The sequence below is a fragment of the Embleya sp. NPDC050493 genome, from assembly GCF_044458105.1.
Classification (GTDB): domain Bacteria; phylum Actinomycetota; class Actinomycetes; order Streptomycetales; family Streptomycetaceae; genus Embleya.
Genome location: NZ_JBITHP010000003.1, coordinates 347,110 through 369,868, shown reverse-complemented (window position 1 = coordinate 369,868; position 22,759 = coordinate 347,110). Strand labels below are relative to the sequence as shown.

Here is a 22,759-nt window from a genome sequence, read left to right as displayed (position 1 = left end):
TTCGCCCGAGGACCGTTCGCCCCCGAAGGCCGTTCGCGGGCCGGCCCCCGTTTCCCCGTTTTTCCGACACGAAAGGACGATCGCGTGATCGTCAGTACCGACTTTCCGCCCGGGCGGTGGCGGGCCCGGTGGATCTGGGCCGAGCCGGAGGGTGGGCGGCCACAGGGGCGGCACGCCGTCGCGTTGCGGGCCGTTCTGGAGCTGGACCGGGTACCCGAGCGGGTGCCCACGCGCGTGGTTGCGCTGTCCGGGTATGTCCTGGCGGTGAACGGGGTCGAGGTGGCGCGTGGGCCGGTGCGCGCGAATCCGCGCATCCGACCGTACGACGATCTCGATCTGGCCGCCCATCTGCGTCCGGGCGCCAACTTGGTGACCGCGCTCGCCTGGATCCACGACGGGCCGACACCGTGGTGGTTGCCGCCGTCGCCGTTCGGCAACGACCTGGTGCACGGCGCGTTCGTGCTGGAGGCCCGGCTCGGTCCGGACGCGTGGTTCGTCACCGACGAGCGCTGGCAGGCCCGCGTCCTGGACGGGTGGACCGCGACCCCCGGCGGAGGCACCGTCTCCGGACGCGGTCGCGAGTTGCTCGACGCCCGTACGCTGCCCGCCGATTGGCAACGCCCCGACCACGATCCCGGTTGGCCGGCGGCCGTACTGCGGCGCGCGATGACCACCGGCGAGCCGGGTCGGCCCGAGCCGCCCAGCTACCCGGGCGGCCCGTTCGGCGGCCGGCCGATCACCTGGCCACAACCGCGCGAGACCGTCCTGACCCCGGGCCCGGCCGGCGCGTACACCGCGGAGCAGGTGCTCTCCGGCACCCTGGTCGTCGACGCCGACGGCCCGGCCGGTGCCGAAATCGTGGTGCAGACCGCCGAGTTCGTGGACCCGAGCGGCCGGCCCGCGCCCAGCGAGCACGACGCGAGCCTGGCGGTGACCGCCGACGGCACCCGCCGCGTACTGGAATCGTTCGACTCCTACGGCCTGCGCGGCGTCCTCGTCGAGGCCCCGGACGGCGTCACCGTGCACCGCGTGGCGGTCCGCGAACGCACCTATCCGGTCGCCGGCGACGCCTGGTTCGCCTGCTCGGATCCGCGGCTGGAACACATCTGGCGAGTCGGCCGCCGCACCGTGACGCTGTGCTCGGCGGATGCCTACGTCGACTGCCCCACCCGCGAGCAGCGGGCCTGGACCGGCGACGCCGTGGTGCACCAGATGGTCGACCTGACCACCAACTCCGACTGGCGACTGGCTCGTTGGCATCCCCGGCTGGCCGCGTCACCGCGCTCGGACGGGATGTTGCCGATGGCGGTGGCCGGGGACGCCGAGTGGGCCGACTTCACGGTCATCCCGGACTGGGCGCTGCACTGGGTGCACTCGGTGTGGAACCTGTACCGCTACGTCGGCGATCGGGAGGAGATCGCCGAACTGCTGCCGGTGGCCGAGCGGGTGCTGCGCTGGTTCGTGCCGTTCCTGGACGACACCGGCGTGCCCACCGACGTGTTCGGCTGGGTGATCATCGACTGGTCGGCCGTGCACACCGAGGGCATCTCGGCGGCGTTGTGCGGCCTGTGGGGCCGGGCGCTGCTGGAATTCGCCGAACTGGCGGACTGGCTCGGCGATCAGGGCCGGGCGCAGTGGGCGCGTGCCGTGCATGCCCGGCTCGCCGCAGGCTTCGAACGCCTGTGGGATCCGGAACGGGAGCGCTACGCCGACTCGATCGCGGACGGCGAGCGCCGCCCGATGGCGTCCCAGCACGGCCAGGCGGCGGCAATCGTGGGCGGTCTGGTGCCGGCCGAGCGGATCGAGCGGTTGGTGGAGGTGCTCACCACCGAGAAGGACCTCGTACACGCCGCGTTCAGCGCCCCGGACGGGCCCGCCGAACCGGGCTCGGACACCGAGGTCGGCGGCGCACACCTGCGGGCCGGGCCGCCCGAGCCGTGGTGGGACACCGATCGCCAAGTGGTGCGCGCCCAGCCGTTCTTCCGCTACGTGGTGCACGACGCGCTGGCCCGGGCGGGCCGGGCCGACCTGATCGCCGGCCTGTGCCTGGACTGGGCGGCGCTGCTCGCGCGCAGCGACACCTCGTGGAGCGAGACCTGGTACGGCGGCACGATCAGCCACGGCTGGTCCGCCACGCCCACCCGCGATCTGATGACGCGCGTGCTCGGCGTCGAGCCGGCCGAACCGGGCTTCGCGGTGGCCCGGATCGAACCCGCGCTCGGCGACCTGACCCGGGCCTCGGGCGCGGTGCCCTGCCCGGCGGGCCCGATCGAGGTGGCGGTAACGCCGACGCTGCTGAGCGTGCACAGCCCGGTGCCGTTCGTGCACGCCGGCCGGTCCTACCCCGCCGGTCGACACGACATCCGCCGAACCGACCGGCGGGGGCTCACCTCCGACGGGACGCACTGACCGGGACGCACCTCCTGCCCGCCGCACCGACGGGGGCCCGTCTCCCGGTCACCGCTTCGCCGTTCCGCCGCCCTCGGGCAGCGGGACGGCGAGCACGGCCAGGAAGCGGTCCAGGAACTGTCCGTAGGCGGCCACCATGTCCACCCGGTCGGGTTCGAGCAGCCACTGCACCTGGAGGCCGTCCATCGCGGCCAGCATCAGCTCGGCGCAGTGCTCGGCGTCCACGTCGGCGGCGATGTCGCCGTCGTCCCGGGCCTGCGCGAGGTGCCCGGCGGCGATCTCGCGGGCGATCCGGTAGCGCTCGACGAAATACGCGTGGGCCGGATGCGCGGGATCGGTGGCCTGTACGGACAACGTCGCGAACAGCCGGATCAGCAGCGGTTGCCGGGCGTTGAGCGCGACCACGTCCCGGCTGGCCCGCACCCAGGCAATGCCGGAGACGTCCACCGGCTCGTCCGGGGTCAGGGTCAGTTCGTCCTTGTAGCGCAGTACCGCGGTGAGCAGGTCCTCCTTCGACGCGAAGTGGTGCCGCAGGCCGGTATGCGACAGGCCCACCTGGGCGGCGATCTCGCGCAGCGAGACCGCGTCGTACCCGCGCGTGGCGAACACCTCCAGCGCCGCGTGCACGATCTCCTGCCGCCGCGCGACACCTCGCGCGTACGGGCCCCGTGCCCCCGTGCGATCCGACATCCGTCCGGCTCCCCTCGTGAAAGCATTCCACCTGGAATGTATTGAATGTAGTCTGCCCCGCGTGTCGCAGGCCAACGGTCATGATGACCGCACCCTTCCCCCGTCCTCGGCCGAAGAGCCGTCCGGCGCCTTCGAGCCGCCGGAAACCACCCCTACGCCCACGCTCGTCCCGACGCCCACACCCACTCCCGTGTACAGCCCGAGGGCACCGGACGCCCGCACCCGTGAACTCGTCGACGCGGCCCTGGCCCGCCTCGATCTCGAAGCCAGGGTCCGCCTGCTCACCGGGTCGGGATTCTGGCGAACCGCCGCCGAACCCGCCATCGGGCTGCGCGAGATGGTGCTGTGCGACGGCCCGGCGGGCGTGCGGGGCGAGCGCTTCGACGAGCGCGAGCCGTCCGCGTCGCTGCCCTGCCCGACCGCGCTCGCCGCGTCCTGGGACGAGGAACTCGTCGAGCGGCTCGGCGGTCTGCTCGCGATCGAAGCGCGCCGCAAACACGTGGACGTCGTACTCGGCCCGACCGTCAACCTCCAGCGCAGCCCGTACGCCGGCCGCCACTTCGAGTGTTACTCGGAGGAACCGCTCCTGTCCGGTCGGATCGGCGCGGCGCTGGTGCGCGGCATCCAGGCCGGCGGCGTGGCGGCCACCGTCAAGCACTTCACCGCCAACGACTCGGAGACCGAGCGCTACTCGGTCGACGTACGGATGTGCGAGCGCACGCTGCGCGAGATCCACCTCGCACCGTTCGAGGAGATCGTGCGCGCGGGCGGGGTCTGGGCGCTGATGGCCGCGTACAACAGCGTGAACGGCATCACCATGACCGAAAGTCCGCTGCTGGAGACGCCGTTGCGCAACGAGTGGGGCTTCGACGGGCTGGTCGTCTCGGACTGGTTCGCGACCCGCTCCACCGAGGGCGCCGGGCGCGCCGAACTGGACCTGGCGATGCCGGGTCCGGGGCCGGACCGGCCGTGGGGCGCCGCGCTGGTGGCCGCGGTACGCGCGGACCTGGTCGCGGAGGAGGCGGTGGAGCGCAAGGTACGCCGGCTATTGCTGCTCGCGGCCCGCGTCGGCGCGCTCCCCGCGATCGCACCACCGCCCGCGCCCGCGCGACCGGTGCCGGACCCCGCCGCGCTGCTGCGCGAGTCGGCCGCGGCGGGCATGGTGCTGCTGCGCGACACCGGGACGGCACTGCCGCTGGCACCGGACACGCTCCGCCGGGTCGCGGTGCTCGGTCCCAATGCCGACACCCCGCGCATCCAGGGCGGCGGCAGCGCGACGGTCGTCCCGCCGTACGCGATCAGCCCGCTGGCCGGGCTGCGCGCGGCGCTGGGGCCCGACGTGGCGGTCACCCATGCCGTCGGCGCGCGGATCCGGCACCGGCTGCCCGCGGTCACCGGCGCCGACGTGCACGACCCCAAATCCGGTGAACCCGGCCTGTGGGTGCGCTTCATCGGCCCGGGCGGCGAGTTGCTGCACGAGGAACTCCGGGGCGGCGGACGGCTGTTGTGGCTCGACGATCCGATCGTGGCGCGGGCCGTGGCGATCGAGGCGGTCGGCGTGCTCCGGGTCCGCGCGGACGGGCCGCATCGGATCGGGGTGGCCGGCGTGGGCCTCTTCCGGCTGCTCGCCGACGGTGTCCCGCTCGTGGACGACGACCTGGTGACCGAGGATCCGCTCGGCGGCATCCTCACCCCGCCCGAGCGCTGGGCCGTGCTGGAGCTGACCGCCGGTCGGGAGGTCGAGCTGCACCTGCGCCACGAGTTCGCCGCGGAGCGTCCCGGGACCGGGTTCGTGCTCGGCGTGGATCCGCCGCCGGTGCACGAGGACGCGGACCTCGCGCACGCCGTCGCGGTCGCCGCCGACGCCGACGTCGCCGTGGTCGTGGTGGGCAGCACCGAGGAGAGCGACAGCGAGGGCCGCGACCGCTCGCACCTGCGCCTGCCCGGCCGGCAGGACGAGTTGGTCCGCCGGGTCGCGGCGGTCAACCCGAACACGGTGGTGGTGGTCAACAGCGGCTCCCCCGTGCTGCTGCCGTGGCGGGCGGACGTCGCGGCGATCCTGGTCGCGTGGTTCCCCGGCCAGGAGTTCGGCGCGGCGCTGGCGGACGTCCTGCTCGGGCGCAGCGAGCCGGGCGGCCGGTTGCCGATGACCTGGCCCGAACGCGAGGACGATCCGGCGGTGTTGTCCACCACGCCGATCGCGGGCCGGCTCGACTACGCCGAGGGCATCCACATCGGCTATCGCGGCTGGGCCCGGGCGGGCGCGACGCCGGCCTATCCGTTCGGCCACGGCCTGGGGTGGACCACGTGGGAGCACGTCGGGATCGAAACGGCCGCCTCCGGCGCCGACTTCGTGGCCACGGTGACGATGCGCAACACCGGCCCGCGGGCGGGCCGGCAGCTGCTCCAGGCGTACCTGAGCCGCGCCGAGGGCACCGTGGAGCGGCCCGCGTTGTGGCTGGCCGGCTACACGTGGGCGAGCGCACCCGCCGGCGCCGAGGTCACCGTCGACCTGCCGATCCCGGCCCGCGCCTTCGAGCACTGGTCCGCGGAGGCCGGCTGCCGCGAGACCGAACCGGGTCGCTACACACTGCGCGTGGGCGCCTCCAGCGCCGACCTGCCGCTGACGGCGACCCTGGAGGTGGACCCGGGTCCGCGGCCCTGAACCTCGCGGACCGCGTCGAGGCTCGCGAACAGGACGTCCGGGGGCCGTTCGCCGTCGAGGAGGCCGGGAGCGCGCACGGGCGCGTCCCGCTCGGCGATGTCGGTCCCACCACGCGTCGAGGCTCGCGAACAGGACGTCCGGGGATCGTTCGGTGTCGAGGAAGTCGGGCTTGCGCACGTGCGCGTCCCGCTCGGCCTGTCGGTCCCCGAACCGGTCGTCACCGCTCGCGGGCCCGGCGCGGGGCGCCGCTCGCGGTCGGCCGGTCCATCCCGGGCCGGTCGGCCGCGCGCGGTGCGGGCGCGGCACCGAACGCCGCGTCCGCACCGTGCGTGTGCCCCCGATCAGGTCGCCGGCCCGCCCACCTCACCCGCGCGGGTCAACCGCCGGTCGGCCTGCGCCTGGATCGTGTCCTTGTCACCGATCTCCACGTCCGGGATCGCGTCCGGCAGCGCGTCCTCCATCCGGCTCAGCGGCCGATACGACAACCCCACCAGGCCCCAGACGCCCAGTACCAGACCGACCAGGACCAACAACAGGCCGGTGCCGCGCCCGGGTCCGGTGCCCAGCACCACGCCCACCGAACCGGCGAGTGCGCCGTCGGGGCGCAGCAGCGGCTCGAACACCCGGTCCGCGAGCGGTCCGGCGGTCACGAAGCCCAGCGGCATCATCGACATCGCCAACATCTGATTGGTGGCCAACACCCGCCCCTGCAACTCCATCCCGACCTTGGTCTGGATCAGGGCCATCCAGTGCGAGTTCAGGATCATCAGCGCCGCCCACAACACGAACAACCCGAGCGCGACGAACACCGGTTCGGGCCGACTGCCCGCGAACACCGCGGCCAGGCCGACCACCGAGGTGAAGCCGATCATGCCGGTGGCCCGCCGCGCGGTCCCACCCCACAGCGCCATCACCAGCGCGCCCAGCACCGCACCGACCCCGCCGAACGCGGTGACCACGCCCAGCGTCACCGCCGAGCCGTCGGCCAGCACCATCGGGGTGACCAGCACGGTGGCCACCGCGAAGAGGTAGTTGAACACCACGAAGAAGACCACCATCGCCACCAGGCCGCGCCGGCGCACGATGTACCGCCAACCGGTGACCACTTCGCGCAGCAGCGGCTCCTCGCGCTTCTCGAACAGGGTGTCCGGGAAACGTACTCGCAGCAGTACGGTCACCCCGATCAGGAACGTGGCCATGTCGAACAACACCACGCCGTGCAATCCGACCGCCGCCACCAGCACGCCGCCGGCCAGCGCGGCGAGCATGTCACCGGATCCGGTGCCCAGTTGGGCCAGCCCGTTGGCCTGGCCCAGATAGCGTTTGGGCACCAGCTGGGCGATCGCCGCGATGTAGGCGGGCCGTTGGAAGGCGTTGCAGATCGAACCGACGCACGCCACCACGTACACATGCCACAGGTGCAGGTGGTCGGTCCACAACAGCACACCCAGCGACAACATCGCGGCGGCGGCCACGGTATCGGTGGCGATCATGATCCGCCGCCGGTCCACCCGGTCCGCGACCGCACCCGCAATCGGCAACAACAACACCGCGGGCAGCACCGCCGCGACCGAGATCATCGCGAAATCGAAGGCCGAGCCGGTCCGGAGATAGACCCACACCCCGAGCGCGAACGTGGACAGCGCGGTGCCGATCATCGACACGAACTGCCCGCCCGCCACCTTCGCGAAGGTGGCCAGGTTCGGCCGCGCCGAGGCCGGTCGCGCGCTCGGCCGCTCGGCCGCCGGTGTCGGACCCGCCGACCAACGGCTCAACACCCGGGCCAGTTCGCCGGCCTGATGCTTGAGGAAGTAGTGCCCGGCGCGCGGGATCACCGCCAGCTCGACCCGCGGGCCGAAGTGCTCCCATTCGGCGTAGCGTTCCTCGTACAGCAGCGTCGCCCGGTCCTTTTCGCCCACCACGCACAGGATCGGCGCGGCCACCGGCGCGGGCCGCTCGTCACCGTAGGCGCGCGTGTAGAAGTCCTCGGCCTGGCGCACGTCGTGCCGCAGCGCCCGGATCAGGAACCGCTGTTCGGCCTCGTCGTAGACGTCGGTGAAGCCGCCCATCGCGCGCAGGTAGTCGAGGTAGGCACGGTCGGAGAGCAGCCGGTCGCCGGGCAACCGCCTGGCCATCCACTCGGCGAACCGGCCCGGCAGCCGTGCGGCCGGGAAGGTCCCGCCCAGCGCGACGCCGCGCAGTTCGGCGCCGGCCGCCTCCAACCGCCCGGCCAGCGCGGTCGCCAGCGCACCGCCCAGGCAGTGCCCGTAGAGCAGGATCGGACCGCTGATCCGCTCGGTGATCTGCGCGGTCAGCCGATCGGCGAGCAGTTCCAGCGACTCCGGCTCGTCCTCGGGCCGGCTGGGATCGTGACCGGGCAACTCCACGGCGTACAAGCCGTGTTCGGGTGGCAGGGCGTCGGCCAGCGGTTGGAAGGTGATCGGACTGCCGCCGCCGTAGGGCACACAGACCAGGGTCAGCGTGGTCGGCCCGGCATCCCTGGTGAGGCGGTGCAGCAGCGTGCGCGGGCGCTCGGCCGGGTCCGGGTCGCCGGCACGTTCGTCGAGCAGGGCGGCGAGTTCGCGCACGGTGGGCCGTTGGAACAGGTCGATGATGGACAGCCCGCGGCCGATCGTGCGGACCGCGCGGACGGCGGAGAAACTGTCGCCGCCCAGCGCGAAGAAGTCGTCCGCCGCACCGACCCCGGTCGTACCCAACACCTCGGCGAACGCCGCGGCCACCACCTCCTCGGTCGCGGTGTCGGGCTCGACGTGGCCGGTCTCGACCGGTGCGAGCTCGGGCGTAGGCAGCGCCGCCCGGTCCACCTTGCCCGCGTCGGTCAGCGGCAGTGCGTCCAGCACGAGCACCGCCGAGGGCACCATGTAGTCGGGCAGCCGGGTCCGGGTGGCGGCCCGGATCGCGGCGCCGTCCACCGCGGCGTTCGGGTCGGCGACCACGTAGCCGACCAGTTTGCGCGCGGCACCCTCGCCGCGGGCCACCACGATCGCCTCGCGAACCCCCGGCTGCCCGGCCAGTTCGGCCTCGACCTCGCCGATCTCGACCCGGAAGCCGCGGATCTTGACCTGGTGATCGGTCCGGCCGAGGAATTCGATCAGGCCGTCCGGACGACGCCGGACCAGATCCCCGGTGCGATACGCGCGCCGACCGGCCCACTCGACGAAGCGCTCCGCGGTCGTCTCCCGCCGACCCAGATAGCCGCGGGCCAGCCCGGCCCCGGTCACGTACAACTCCCCCGGCACGCCCACCGGCAACACGCGACCGCACCCGTCCACCACGTGCGCGCCCACGTTGCCGAACGGCAGTCCCAGCGGGGCACTCGACGCCCCGGCCGGCACGCCGGTCACCGGCGCGCCGAGCATCGAGACGGTGGTCTCGGTCGGGCCGTAGTGGTTGTGCAGGGTCAACTCCGGCCGGGCCGCCCGGATCCGGTTCACCAGATCGGCGCGCAGCGGTTCGCCCGCGCAGATCAGCAGCTCGCGCGGAAGCACCTCGGCGAGCCGATCGCCGAGCGCGGCCAGCCCCTCCAGGTGGCTGGGCACCAGCTTCATCGCATCGATGCGATGGGCGCTCAGATACCGGGCGAACGCGTCCGGATCGGTGGCCTGGTCCCGGGTCAACAGGTGCAGGCAACCACCGCCGGTGAGCGCGCCGAACACATTGGTGGTGCCCAGGTCGGCGGCGAACGTGGAGACCAGCGCCCAGTTCCGGGGCCGCCCGTCGGCCGCCCGCCCCGGGCCCACCCGCTCGCGCAGACCGGCCAGGTAGTTGCGGTAGTTGCGGTGCTCGACGGCTACCGCCTTGGGCGTGCCGGTGGAGCCGGACGTGAACAACACGTAGCAGAGGTTCCCGGGCCCCGCCTCCGCGACCGAGCCGGCTGGGGCGGCTGGGGCGGCTGGGTCACCCGGCGCGGACGGATCGGCCGGGGTGGGCGGCGTGGCCGAGCCGATCGGGCCGGACGCCTCGCGGTCCGCGACCCCCGGCCCATCGCCCTCCGGCCCCGCGGGCCCCGCCTCGACCGGCACGATCGGCACCGAACCGGCCACCCGCCCCCGTAGGTCCCCGGTCGTGACCACGGCGACCGCATCGGCCGCGCCCAGCAACGCCCGCACCCTCTCGTCCGGATACACCGGATCCAGCGGCAGATAGGCACCGCCGGCCTTGAGGATGCCGAGCATGCCCACGATCAGCGCGCTCGAACGCTCCACGAACAGCCCGACGACCCGATCCGGGGCGACTCCCTCGCCGCGCAGCCGATCCGCCAACGCCTGCGCCCGCGCGTCGAGTTCCGCGTAGCTCAGCTCCCCGTCGGCGCCGCGCACGGCGGGTGCGTCCGGAGTGCGCCGAGCCTGCTCCTCGACCAGGGCATGCAGCGTGCCCTCGGTGTCCCATTCCCGAGCGGTGTCGTTCCACCCGGCGAGTCGGCGTTCCTCGACGGCCGTCAGCAGCGGCAGGTCGTCCACCGGCCGGTCCGGATCGGCGATCATCGCGTCCAACACGGTGGTCAGGTGCCCGAACACCCGCCGGATGGTCGCCTCGTCGTAGAGCACGCTGCGCCAGACCAGGTCGGCGACCAGCTGATCGCCGGGTCCGGTGTCCAGCACGGCGACCGCCAGGTCGAACTTGGCGGCGCCGGTGTGCGTGTCGCACCACTCGACCTCGACGCCCGGCAGCACGGGACGGGCGGGTGCCTGGTTGTGCACGTTCAACAGGACCTGGAACAGCGGCGTGTAGGCGAGTTCCCGGTCCGGACCGAGGGCGTCGATCAGCCGGTCGAAGGGGAGTTCCTGCCGCGCGAACGCGGCCAGGGTGTGCTCTCGCACCCGGCCCAGCAACTCCCGCACGGTCGGCTCGCCGGACAGGTCGGTACGCATCGCCAACGTGTTCACGAAGCAGCCGAGTAGGGCGTCCGTGCTGCTGTGCGTGCGCCCGGCGACCGGACTGCCCACCGTGACGTCCGTGGTCCCGTTGTACCGGCCCAGCACGATCTGCAGCGCGGTCAGCAGCACCATGTACGTGGTGCCGCCGGTGCGTTCGGCCAGGGCCCGGATCCCCCGCGAGCGCTCCGCCCCGAAGGCGACCTGGATCCGCTCGCCGCGGGTGTCCGCGACGGCCGGGCGCGGGCGGTCCTCCGGCACGGTCACCGTGCCCGACGCGCCTCGCAGCCGGGCCAGCCACCAGGCCGTCTGCCGGTCGAGTTCGGCCGCGAGCGTGGTCTGCTGCCGGTACGCGAAGTCCGCGTACTGCACCGGCAGCGGGGGGAGTTCGGGCGGATGGCCGGCGCATCGCGCGGTGTACGCGGCGGTCAGCTCCCGGAACAGCACGCCCACCGACCACGCGTCGGCCGCGATGTGGTGCAGCACCACGCTCAGCACGTACCGCTCGGCCGAACGCAACAGCGTCACCCGGATCGGCAGTTCGCCGGCGAGGTCGAACGGACGGCGGGCCTCGGCGGCGAGCAGCCCGGCCACCTCCGGCTCGGGCCGGTCGAGCACGGACACCCGGAACTGCTCGATGTCGTGCACGGTCGGCAGCACGTGCCCGTCCACGCTGGGATACACCGTGCGCAGCACCTCGTGCCGGGCGACCACGTCGGTCAGCGCGGCCACCAGCGCGCCCTCGTCCGGCCGTCCGGTGAGGCGCAGCACGAGCGGCATGTTGTAGGCGGCGCCGTCGGGTTCGTACTGGGCGAGGAACCACATCCGGCGCTGCGCCGCGGACAGCGGCGCGGGCACGTCCGCGGGCCTGGGCATCAGGTCGGTGCGGGGTGTCGCCACGCGGGCCCGGGCCAGTCGGCGGCGGAGCAGCTCGCGGCGGGCCTGCTCCGGGTCGGGCTCGGGGCGGGTGGTCAGGATCTCCTCGGAGTCGGTCATCCCGCGTCCAGGTCGGTCGAGGTGTCGGCGGTGGCGTGCCCGGCGTGGTTGCTCGACGGGCTCGGGACGCCGAAGGCGGCGGGCCCCGCGGGGACACCGAGCCCGTCGAAGCCGGCGGGCTCGTCGAGTTCACCGAGCAGGATGTCCTCGATCCGCCGGGCCATCGCGGCCAGCGTCGGCGCCTCGAAGACCACGCGCAGCGGGAAGTCGATCTCGAAGCGTTCGCTCACGACGGCCATCAGGCGCAGCGCGAGCAGTGAATTGCCGCCCAGCGCGAGGAATCCGTCGTCGCGGCCGATCCGGTGCGGGCCGAGCAGTTCCTGCCAGATCTCGGCCAGGATCTCCTCGCAGTCGCCCTCGGGCGGGGCGCCGCTGCCGCCGGGTCGGGGTTCGGGCAGGGCGGCCCGATCGATCTTGCCCGCCGGGGTCAACGGCAGCGCGTCGAGCGGGACCAGTACGCCCGGAACCAGGTGCCGGGGCAACCGTTCGGCGAGCGCGGCGCTCAGGTCCGCGGCGTCGAAGGTGGCCTCGGTCACGACGTAGCCGACCAGGGTCGGCCCGGCCGGTCCCTGCCACAGTCGCGCGACCGCGCCGGTGACGCCCGGGAGTGCGGTCAATCCGGCCTCGATCTCGCCGAGTTCGATCCGGAAGCCGCGCAGCTTGACCTGGTGGTCGGCGCGGCCGTGGTATTCGAGCGTGCCGTCGCGTCGGCGGCAGGCGAGGTCGCCGGTGCGGTACATCAGCGCGCCGGGCGGGCCCAGCGGGTCGCGGACGAAGCGCTCGGCGGTCTGTTCGGCCCGGCCCAGGTAGCCCAGCGCGACCCCGGCGCCGGCGATGCACAACTCGCCGGGCGCGTTGATCGGCGCGGGCCGTCCGGCCGCATCCAGCACGTACACCCGGGTATTGGCGATCGGCGTGCCGAGCGGGACCACGCGTCGCGCGGCATGCGTGCGGTCCACCCGCAGGACGGTGGACCAGACGGTGGTCTCGGTGGGGCCGTACATGTTCCATACCCGCGCACAGCGGTCGAGCAGGGCGCCGGCCAGGTCTCCGGTCAGTGCCTCGCCGCCGCAGAGCGCCACCAGGTCGGGCCGGCCCGGCCAGTTCGCGTCGAGCAGCATGCGCCAGGTGGCCGGGGTGGCCTGGCACACCGTCACCTCGCGGCGGGCGAGCCACTCGGCGAGCCTGCGGCCGTCGCCGGCGGTCTCCCGGGAGGCGATCTCGACCCGGGCGCCGACCACCAGCGGCAACCACAGTTCCAGCGCGGCGATGTCGAACGTGAGCGTGGTGACGGCGGCCATCGTGTCGGCGGGGCCGAGTCCGGGCCGGTCGGCCATCGAGAGCAGGAAGTTGACGATCGCCCGGTGCGGTACGACCACCGCCTTGGGCCGGCCGGTGGAGCCGGAGGTGTGGATCAGGTAGGCCGGATCCTCGCTCTCGGCCCGTCCGGGCAGCGCCGCCGAGGAGGAGGCGGCGACCTCCGGGCCGTCCACCAGGACCACTTCGTAGCCGGGATCGGCCAGGAGCGGGGTGTCGGCCGCGTGCGCCCGCTCGCCGACGATCAGGGTGACCTTGGCGTCGTCGAGCAGCGCCCGGTTGCGGGCGATGGGTTGCTCGGTGTCGATGGGCAGGTACGCGGCGCCGGTGCGCAGTACGCCCAGCAGGGCTGCGGGCAGCAGGTGGGAGCGCGGCATCGCGATCGCCACGAGGGTGCCGCGTTCGGCGCCGCGGGCGCGCAAGGCACGGGCCAATCGGTGTGCGATCGCGTCGAGTTCGGCGTAGGTGAGCGTGCCGGAGTCGGCCGAGACGGCGATCCGGTGCGGGGTGCGGGCGATCTGCGCCGCGACCAGATCGGCCAGGCCCAGGTCGGGCCGCGCGGTCGGGGCCGGGTTGTCCGCCTGCATCAGGCGTTCGCGTTCGGCCGGATCGAGCATGATCGTTTCACCGATCGCTCGGTCCGGCGCGGCCAGCACCTCGGCCAATACGGCCATCAGATGGTCGATGATCGTCTCGATCGAGGCCCGGTCGTAGCGTCCGGTGCGGTACTCCACGGACAACAACGGTCCGGAGGCCGGGAACTCGAGGAACATCGACAGGTCGGTCTTGGCCCCGCCGTTGCACACCTCGTTCAGGAACTCCAGTTTCAGTCCCGGAAGTTCGACCGAGGCGCCCGGGTGGTTCTGGACCGCGAGCAACGTCTGCGACACCGGGGTCGAGGATTCCGCGCCGGTCACGCCCGCGAGGCGCAGCTGCTCCAGGTAGGGCAGTGCGCAGTGATCGAGCGCGTCGAACACCACCGGCCGCAGCCGGTGCACCACCTCACGGAACGTGTCGGTGCCCTCGATCCGAAAGCGCAGCGGCACGGTGTTGAGCAACGGGCCGACCACGTCCTCCAGTTCGGGCACCGGGCGGACCGCGAACGGGGTCAGCACCGCCTGATCGGTGCGGCCGGTGACGCGGTGCACGAGCGTGCCGAGCGCGGCGAGCAGGGTCATGTACAGGCTGGCACCTTCGCCCGCCGCCCATTCCTCGGCGGCGCGCAGGAGTTCGGGATCCAGGCGACGGGCCAGGCGGGCTCCGCTCGGGTCGAACGGGTCGGGGTGGTCGCGGTCGCCGGGCAGGTGCTGCTCGCCTCCCAGGCTCTTGAGCCGACCGGCCCAGCGCTGCGCCTCCTCGTGTTGGGCGTCCGCGTAGCGCCGCTCCCATTCGGCCACGTCGCGGTATTGCAGGGCCGGTTCGGCCAGTGGCAGCCCCTGGTAGGCGCAGGCCAGGTCGCGCAGCAGCAGGCCGATCGACCAGCCGTCCATCGCGATGTGGTGCACGGTGAGCAGCAGTTCGTGCCGGTCCGGGCGGACCCGCACCACCAGGGCGCGCAGCAGTCGGCCCTCGGCCCGGTCCAGCGGCCGCATCGCCTCGGCGCGCAGCACGGCATCCAGGCGTTCCTCGTGCGCGTCCTCGTCGCCGTCCGCGCCGGGCAGGTCGAGCACCGGCACCTCGACGGGGTAGGGCGGGCGGATCTCGGCCGCCCATTCGCCGGTCCGGTGCAACAGCGCCGTGCGCAACACCTCGTGTCGGCGCACCACCTCGCCCAGCGCCCGGCCCAGCGCGGCCACGTCCAGGGCGCCGGTGGCCCGGATCCGCAGCGGCACGTTGTACAACCCGCTGCCCGACATGACCAGTTCGTGCATCGCGTACTCGCGTTGCACGGTGCCCACCAGCGCGGGCCCGTTCAGGGTGCGGTGCGGTGGTTCGACCATCGGGGCGGCGGTGGAATCCTCCGCCCGCTCCACCCGCTCGGCCACGGCGGCCGGCGTGGGGCCGGCGAAGAACGCGTCGAGCGTGATCCGCACCCCGCAGGCCCGCTCGATCCGGGCGAGCAGCCCCACGGCGAGCAGCGAGTTGCCGCCCGAATCCAGGAACGGGTCGTGCACGCCGATCCGGGACGCGTCGAGCACGTCGCGGAAGATTTCGGTGATCCGGGTCTCGGTCGGCGTCCGCGGCGCGACGAACTCGACGTCCCGAATCCGGGATCGGGCCGCGGCGGGCAGCGCGTTGCGGTCGATCTTGCCGTTGAGGGTGAGCGGCAGGTCGGGCAGCACGGTCACCGCGTCGGGCACCATGTAGGTCGGAACCCTGGTCAGGCAGTGCGCGCGCAGCTCGGCCGCAGTGGGTTCGGGAATCCGGTCGGCGCACTGCACGAACGCCGCCAGATAGGGTCCCGCCGCATCCTCGCGCAGCACCACGGCGGCGGCCTGCACGCCCGGGTGGCCGGTCAACACCGCCTCGATCTCGCCCAGTTCGATCCGGAACCCGCGCAGCTTGACCTGGTGGTCCACGCGCCCGTGATACTCCAGCGCGCCGTCGGGCCGGCGGCGGACCAGGTCGCCGGTGCGGTACCGGCGCTCCCCCGCCACCGTGACGAACCGCTCGGCGGTCAGGTCGGGGCGCCCGTGATAGCCCTGTGCGAGGCCCTCGCCCGCGAGGTAGAGCTCGCCGACTTCGCCGGGCGCGGCGAGCTCGCCGTGTTCGTCGTGCACGTGCACGGTGGTGCCGGGCAGCGGTATACCGATCAGCGGCTCGGCCCGGTCGGTGCGATCCACCACTGCCCAGGTGGAGTACACGGTGTCCTCGGTCGGCCCGTACAGGTTGTACAACCGCTCGATCTGCGGACACGCGTACACCTGATCCGCGACCCGACGCGAGAGCGCCTCGCCCACCAGGTTGATCGTGCGCACCGCGCGCGGCAGTCCGGGCCCGCGTAACAGCGCGGCCATCGCACTGGGCACGGTGTTGATCAGGGTGACCTCGTCCCGGGCGGGCGCGTCCGCGAGCGCGAGCACGTTCTCCACCAGGATCACCGTGCCACCGACGGCGAGCGGGAAGAACATCTCGAAGACCGAGATGTCGAAGCACACGGAGGTGGCGAACAGCACCCCCCGGGCCTGGTCCGGCCGGTAGGTGTCGGCCGCCCAGCGCAGCATCGCGGTGACGCCCCGGTGAGGCACCCGCACACCCTTGGGCCGGCCGGTGGAGCCGGAGGTGTACAGCACGTAGGCGAGATCGTCCGGGCCGGTGTGCGCACGGGCCGGCCGCAGGTCCGCGGGCGGCTCGGCGTCGACGTACACGAGGCCGGCCGTGGCGCCGGCGAGCAGGTGCTCGTGCGAGCGGTCGGTGACCACGACGGGAGCCTGTGCGTCGCCGATCACCCACTCCAGGCGCTCACGTGGGTACTCCGGATCCAGCGGGACGTACGCGGCACCCGCACGCAGCACGGCGATCAGCGTCGCGAGCAGGTGAGGGGTACGCGGCAGGCAGACGCCGACCAGATCGCCGTGCCGCACCCCGGCCGCCGCCAGGCGCGCCCCGACCAGGTCGGCGTGCTCCCCCAACTCCTGGTAGGAGAGCCGGTGTTCGCCGGCGATCAAGGCAATCGAGCCGGGCGAGTGCTCGATCCGGGTATCGACCAGAGCGGCCAGGGATGCGGCCGGATCCAGTGCTGGGAAAGCGGTTGGACTCATCGACTCTCCTGAGGTGTCCTGGTGCCGATTCGTGGTCGGCGGCGCAGACGATGTGCTCCCGGAGAGATCGTGGAGGAAAGCGTTGACTGTGCCTAGCATCTGCCCCTCACTACTTCGGGTTGGCTGAAAGCCGCCGTCGCGGCCGGGCGTGGTCGGCGTGCCGGCGACTCCGAGGCACCCGAACGGTTGCGGCGGACCGGCCGCGACACCGCGTGGGCGCGGCCGGGTGTGCTCGGTGGCTCGGCGGTCGATCGCCGGGTGGTGCTGCGCCGATCACTCGGGCGGGGTCCGTCGGTCCGGCGGCCGGTCCGTCGAACCTCGGGCCGGTCGGCGGTCGACCGCTCCGTCGAAGTGTGCGTCGGCCCGTCGGCCCGTCGTCACGGTGCTCAAGAAGTACCGCCCCGGCCTTGCACCGCGCTTGGTGCGCGCCGGATCCCGGAGCCGAATACGCGCTCTCCGCCGCGCGGATGCTCCGCCCCCGGCGACCCTCCCCCGCCCGGCGCCTCCCGTACCGCGACGGGGTGCGGCAACGGGCGCGGTTGGGGAAACGCTCTCGGCGATGCTCGCACGCGGCGATCCGTCCGGCGACGCTCGCCCGTATGCAACCGTTGAGCAGAGCTTCGCCCTCGTGTGTTCGGGGGTTCGTTCGCGCTTCCTACCGTTTCGACCATGTTCTCGCGAACGTCTTCGTCCCCGTTCCGGCTGCCTCGGCGGCATCGCTCCCGACTCCGGGCCGGCGCCCTGGTCGCAACTCTCGGCATCGGCGCCGGCGCCGGTCTGATCGACGTCTCACTCGCGGCCGCCGAACCCGCCGCCGCACCGACCGCCGGCGACGTGGTGGTGTCGGAGGACTTCGCCGGTTCCGCACTACCCGAGGGGTGGCGGGCCGTCGAGGGCGATTGGCAGGTGCAGAACGGCCGACTGGTCGGCACCTCGGCGAACTCCGGCCAACAGAGCCGGATCACCTTCGGCCGGCACCTGGCGGACTTCCGCTTCGAGGCGGTGGTCCGCTTCGAGAGTGCCACCGACAGCGCCCGCTGGACCGCCTTCGGCCTGGACGTGCCCGCCGCCGGAACGACCCCGTGGTCGATCGCAACCATGCGTACGGGTACCACCGCGGCCAACGGCCTTGAGTTCGCCCAGCGCACGACCGCCGGTACCTGGAACGTGACCGACACCGGCTCGGCGCCCACCGCCGCCGGGACCGGTCGGGACGTGCGGGTCGCGGTCGAGGTGCACGGCAGCCGGGCCCGCCTGCTGGTGGACGGCCGCGAGGCGCTGCGCACCACCCGGCTCCAGCGGTCCACCGACGGCGCGCAGGCGCTGCTCGTCAACGGTGCGCGGGTCTCCTTCGACGACGTCCGGATCACCCGCCTGGACCCGGAGGCGAACGCCTACCTGCGCGCGCCCGGAGCCCCGCCGACGGTGATCGCACACCGCGGTGCCTCCTCGGCCGCGCCGGAGAACACGCTCGTCTCGGACGAGACCGCCCGCCGGGCCGGCACCGACTGGATCGAGAACGACGTCCAGCCCAGCAGGGACGGCATCCCGCACATCCTGCACGACGACACGGTCGACCGGACCACCGACGGCAAGGGCCGCATCCGCGACCTGACGGCCGCTCAACTCGCGGGCCTGGACGCCGGTTCGTGGTTCTCCCCGCTGCACGCCGGGGCCCGGGTGCCGACGTTGCGCGCCCAACTCGACGACCTGCGCACGCGCGGCGGAAACCTGCTCCTGGAGATCAAGGGCAGGCACACCAGGGACGAGGTCGCCCGGATCGTCAAGGACATCCGCGACACCGGGATGAGCGGACGGGTCTTCGTCCAGAGCTTCGAGGTCGACGCGCTCGTGTTCACCCACGAGGTGGCGCCCGACCTTCCGCTCGGCCTGCTCCGCAGCACGCTGGACGCGGACCCGGTCGCCCTCGCCCGGCAGCTCGACCTCAGGGCCTACAACCCCTCGGCCGCCGCCCTGGCCACCCGCCCCGGTCTGGTCGCCGACCTGCATCGGGCCGGCGTCGCCGTGATGGCGTGGACGGTGGACGACGCGGCCGGCTGGAAGACCCTGGACGCGGGCGGCGTGGACGCGTTCATCACCAACCGCCCCGCCGAACTGGCCGGCTGGATCGCCGCGTGGCGACAGATCGGCCCGCCCGTGTCGCCCGCCGCACCGACGGTCAAGGTACTCGCGCCCGCGCCCGGCGCCCGGGTGGAGCGCGCGAGCAACCCGGTGCCCGCGCTGCACACCACAGGCGCCGAGACGGTCCGACTCACCCTGGACGGACGGGAGTTGCCGCCCGGTGTGCCGATCGACTCCGGCACGCTGCCGCTCGGCTCCCACACGCTGCGCGCCGAGGCCAAGGGTCCGGGCGGCAGCACGGCGGTCGAGGCCGGCTTCACGCTCACCGCGTCCAGGACCGGCCTGGCGCACCTGATCCTGACCTCCGCCGCGGACCGCAACGCGATCGCCACGCTCACCACCATGCTCGCCCACGACCAGTACGACGCGCTCGCCCGGTGGGCGGACAACCAGGCCGGGCGCACCATCCCGGCGGATCGCGCCCGGTTGATCGCCGGCGACGCCCGCGCCCTGCTCTGACACCGGCACCGGCACCGGCGCCGCGAGGCCGCGAGGCCGCGAGGCGCGGACTCCGGGACCGCCCGCGTCGTACCGGTGCCGGTCGAGCACGACGGGCAGGGCCAGGCGCAGGGACAGGGACAGGACGAGACGGGGCTGCTCGGCAACCGGGCGCCCCGTCTCGGCCCGCCCCTACCAGCCGTGACCCTTCAGCGCGGGATGCGCGCGCCAGTAGTCGACGAGTTCGACGAAGGACGGGTCGGTCACCAGCCCGAGCCACTGCTCGCCGGTGATCGGAGCGACCGTGCGGGACGGCTCGTGCGCGAGGATCCCGAGGGCGACCGTGCCGTTCCGGTACCGGAAGGACGAGGACGGGCCGCCCCTTCCCGGGTCGGCGACCGGGAGGTCGGTCCGTTCGGGAAAGTGGACGGCGGCGAACTCGCCGTCGGGCAGCGCCCCGTCGACGCAGCCGGAACCGGCGGGTCGGGCGGCCGGAGGCTTGCATCCGGGGTCGTACGTGTCCGCGCCGAGACGGGGGCCGAGTTCGCCGGCCATCGGGACCGCTCCCTCCGGCGGTCGTCCGCCCGTCCGGCTCGGGTCGATGTACAACACGACCCGGTACTCCTTGCCCTCGACGGTGACCCGGTAGTCGCCGAACGAGAGTTCGCTGACGGCCACCGCCGCTCCCGGCGGCAGGTGTCGTTGCAGCACATCGGCCACGCTCTGCCGGAACGCCTGCCGCTGTCGGATCAGCCGGGAGGACAGCCCGGCGTCGTAGCGGTCGCCGAAGGGGTCGGGAAGCACCGGATAGGCCCGGCTCGCCGGAGCCAGGGTCGACCCCGCGTGCGCTCGGTCCACGTCGTCGGTCCACGGCTGCCAGGCACACAGCACCGCCGCGGCGAGCACAACCGGCGTCCCGGCGGCGAGCACGGCCCGGATCACGGCCCGGCGGCGCCGGCCCGGGTCACCTGCTTCGCCTGCCCGACCCGGCAGGACCGGCTCGATGGCGCGTGCGGTCGCAGGCACGTCCCCGTCATCGCCGGCGCGTTCCGCTGCGGGCACGCCCCCGTCGTTCCTGGCGCCTTGTGTTTCGGGGACGTCCCCGTCATCCGTCGAAGTCACGCCGCTTCGATGGTCGCCGGCCGGTATCGGTTCCCGGCGACGCCGCGGAGGCATCCGCACGGTGCGCCGCCGACCCGCCGGGGGCGCGGGCGCCCCGGGTCAGTGGCCGGGCACCAGATCGGCAAGCCGGTGGGCCGCACCGGTCGAGGCAGTGGTCGCCTCGGCGGTTCGGCGCGCCAGGGTCGAGTCGTGGCGCAGCGCGTGTGCCCCGTGGCGGGTGCGCCAGGCGAGCGAGGGTTTGCCGCCGGTGTCCGCGGCCGCGATCAGCAGACCGCCGAACATCGACACGTTCTTGAGGAAGTGAATGCGCTGCCCGGCACGTTCCTGCTCGGTCTCGGCCCCCCAGAACCGATGCCCGGCGAGCGTGGTCGGCACCAGCGTGACCGCGAGCGCGAGCGCGGACAGACGCGGCACCCGGCCGAGCGCGAGCAGCGTGCCGGCGACCAACTGCACGCCGCCGTTCAGCCGTACCGCCGTGCGAATGTCGGCCGGCACCACCGGCACCCATCCGGCGATGCGGCGCACCACGGGTTCCGCGGCCGGCACCACCCGGTCCGGACGCACCACGGCGTCGTAGCCCTGGAGCACGTAGATCGAGGCGAGCATGGGACGCGCGAAGGTTCTCAACACAGCCATGCCCGGACGAGTGCCCCCGGAACGGGTGCCTCGAACCCACCCGAACACCTCGCCCCGCCCCGGCGGTCGAAACACTCCGGCGGCGTTCCGACGATCGGCCGGTATACCCGGTGACGGACCGTACACTGCGGGAATGGCCGAACGGAACGCGGCGAGTGCCCTGGTATTGCTGGTCCCCGACGTCGAACAGGTCGTCGAGCCCTGGCGCGAACGCTACGACCCGCGCACCGCCGACGGGATCCCCGCGCACGTCACCGTGCTCTACCCGTGGCTCCCGCCCGGGGACATCGGCCCCGCGGACCTCGCGGCGCTCGCCGACATCGCCGCCGCGCAGCCCGCGCTGGACCTGGTCTTCAACCGGGTCGGCCAATTCCATCGGGGGTTGTGGCTGGCACCCGATCCGGCCGAGCCGGTGCTGCGCCTGATCGAGGCGGTGACCGGCCGCTGGCCGGACTACCTCCCCTACGGGGGCGCGTATCTGGACGACGCCGACGACGTCGGTCCGCACCTGACCGTCGCGCTGGGCCAGGGCCCCGACGAACTGCGGGCCCTGGCGCAGGAGGTGACGAGCCGTCTGCCGCTGCCCACCCGGGTCGACCGACTCGACCTGGTGGTCAGCGACGACGACGGCGACTGGGCCGTGCGGGACTCGTTCGCCTTCGCGCCGCGCACCGCGAACGACGCGACCGGCGGGGGCCGACCCTAGGGTCTGTCTTCGATCCCGCGCCGAGCACCACGACGCGGGATGAGGACGGACCCTAGCCGGCCGCGCGAGCCCGCCGTTGGCGCTTGGACAGGGCCGCCTGGGAGAGGTCCTCGGCCTGGGCCTTGAGGTTCTTGTAGCCATAGCCCCGCTCGGTCAGCCACGCCTCGGCTCCGGCGACCGCCCGGGCGGTCGCCGGCACGATGTCCTCCTCCGCCTCCCCGGAGTCCAGGAAACGAAAGGTGAAGAAGGGCCGCGCGGCCACGTCGTAGGTCAGGTGCCCCTCCGCCGTGAAGGCGGCCCGCAGGACGTCGTGCTCGGCCGCCTCGGCCGCCAACGCCGCCCGCTGCTCGTCACTCAGGCCGTCGAAGGCGCCCCGGACGGTGATCCGAAAGGTACGTTCACTCATACGCAAACCCTAGGCTCCGCCTCAACCGAATTTGCCGGCCGCGACGTCGTGCCGGGGCGGCGGCGAAGGCGCGGGCCGGCGGGTCAGCTCTCCTTGGTCCAGGAGCCCAGGACCATGAGGGTTTTGGTGCCGGTGACGTTGCCGTTGCGACGGAGGTGGTCGATCACCTGTTGCAGATGGGTGATGTCGCGGACGCGGACGTGGATCAGCGCGTCGGGGTCGCCCGCGATCGTGTAGACCGCCTGTACCTCGGGCGTGTCCGATGCGGTGCGCACGATCTCGCCGACCGGCATGCTGCCCGGGTAGCGCAGTTCGGTGAACGCCTCGACGCCCCAGCCCAGTTTGGCGTGGTCGATCTGGACGGTGAAGCCGGTGATCACGCCCTCCTCGCGCATGCGGTCCACCCGGCGTTTGACCGCCGCGACGGACAGGCCGATCTGGCCCGCCATCTCGGAGAAGGTCCGCCGTCCGTCCTCGCGCAGCATGCGCAGGATCGTGTGGTCGATGCTGTCGATCTCGGCCATGCTCGACGCTCCACTCTTCGGCGCTGCCACGCAAAACGCCGGACCATGAACCGGACCGGCAGGCAAGAATCTTGCGCCCCGAGGGTGATCCACCGCAAGTTGCTTGCGCGGG

11 protein-coding genes are annotated in these 22,759 nt (G+C 73.4%); 4 read left to right on the top strand and 7 right to left on the bottom strand.

Annotated features, from left to right (window positions below; all coding sequences use genetic code 11):
- The first annotated feature begins 84 nt into the window (after window positions 1–84).
- The gene (locus ACIBM5_RS08410) at window positions 85–2,409 is read left to right on the top strand and encodes a hypothetical protein (protein ID WP_396006042.1); all 2,325 of its coding nucleotides are present in this window, start codon (window positions 85–87) and stop codon (window positions 2,407–2,409) included.
- 48 nt (window positions 2,410–2,457) lie between these two features.
- Here the strand turns inward: ACIBM5_RS08410 and ACIBM5_RS08405 are convergent, their stop codons facing one another.
- Entirely contained in the window at window positions 2,458–3,099 is a 642-nt protein-coding gene (locus ACIBM5_RS08405) for a TetR family transcriptional regulator (protein WP_391584114.1), read from the bottom strand.
- Between the two features lie 61 nt (window positions 3,100–3,160).
- Between ACIBM5_RS08405 and ACIBM5_RS08400 the strand changes: the two genes are divergently transcribed.
- Entirely contained in the window at window positions 3,161–5,764 is a 2,604-nt protein-coding gene (locus tag ACIBM5_RS08400; protein WP_396006041.1) for a beta-glucosidase, read from the top strand.
- 341 nt (window positions 5,765–6,105) lie between these two features.
- On the opposite strand, the gene ACIBM5_RS08395 is transcribed toward ACIBM5_RS08400, so the two are convergent.
- Window positions 6,106–11,655, bottom strand: a complete 5,550-nt coding sequence (locus ACIBM5_RS08395) for an amino acid adenylation domain-containing protein (protein ID WP_396006040.1) — start codon at window positions 11,653–11,655, stop codon at window positions 6,106–6,108.
- Window positions 11,652–16,673 (bottom strand): amino acid adenylation domain-containing protein, encoded by a 5,022-nt coding sequence (locus ACIBM5_RS08390; RefSeq protein ID WP_396006039.1) that lies wholly within the window; start codon window positions 16,671–16,673, stop codon window positions 11,652–11,654. The genes ACIBM5_RS08395 and ACIBM5_RS08390 overlap by 4 nt, the downstream gene beginning before the upstream one ends.
- 669 nt (window positions 16,674–17,342) lie before the next feature.
- On the opposite strand from ACIBM5_RS08390, the gene ACIBM5_RS08385 reads away from it, so the two are divergent.
- Window positions 17,343–19,274, top strand: a complete 1,932-nt coding sequence (locus ACIBM5_RS08385) for a glycerophosphodiester phosphodiesterase (RefSeq protein ID WP_396006038.1) — start codon at window positions 17,343–17,345, stop codon at window positions 19,272–19,274.
- Between the two features lie 171 nt (window positions 19,275–19,445).
- Here ACIBM5_RS08385 and ACIBM5_RS08380 read toward each other — a convergent pair whose 3' ends face one another.
- Both ACIBM5_RS08380 and ACIBM5_RS08375 read right to left on the bottom strand, forming a co-directional pair.
- Entirely contained in the window at window positions 19,446–20,279 is an 834-nt protein-coding gene (locus ACIBM5_RS08380; protein ID WP_396006037.1) for a hypothetical protein, read from the bottom strand.
- A 195-nt stretch (window positions 20,280–20,474) separates the two neighbouring features.
- Complete coding sequence (locus ACIBM5_RS08375; RefSeq protein ID WP_396006035.1) at window positions 20,475–21,011, bottom strand: DoxX family protein; 537 nt, start codon at window positions 21,009–21,011, stop codon at window positions 20,475–20,477.
- Window positions 21,012–21,144: 133 nt separating this feature from the next.
- Between ACIBM5_RS08375 and ACIBM5_RS08370 the strand changes: the two genes are divergently transcribed.
- Window positions 21,145–21,717 (top strand): 2'-5' RNA ligase family protein, encoded by a 573-nt coding sequence (locus ACIBM5_RS08370; protein ID WP_396006034.1) that lies wholly within the window; start codon window positions 21,145–21,147, stop codon window positions 21,715–21,717.
- Window positions 21,718–21,769: 52 nt separating this feature from the next.
- Here ACIBM5_RS08370 and ACIBM5_RS08365 read toward each other — a convergent pair whose 3' ends face one another.
- Together ACIBM5_RS08365 and ACIBM5_RS08360 are read right to left on the bottom strand one after the other, a co-directional pair.
- Window positions 21,770–22,123 carry a DUF6204 family protein gene (locus ACIBM5_RS08365; protein ID WP_391584122.1) on the bottom strand — a complete coding sequence of 118 codons (354 nt, stop codon included), beginning with the start codon at window positions 22,121–22,123 and terminating at the stop codon, window positions 21,770–21,772.
- 83 nt (window positions 22,124–22,206) lie between these two features.
- Window positions 22,207–22,647, bottom strand: a complete 441-nt coding sequence (locus ACIBM5_RS08360) for an Lrp/AsnC family transcriptional regulator (RefSeq protein WP_391584123.1) — start codon at window positions 22,645–22,647, stop codon at window positions 22,207–22,209.
- Between the last annotated feature and the right edge of the window lie 112 nt (window positions 22,648–22,759).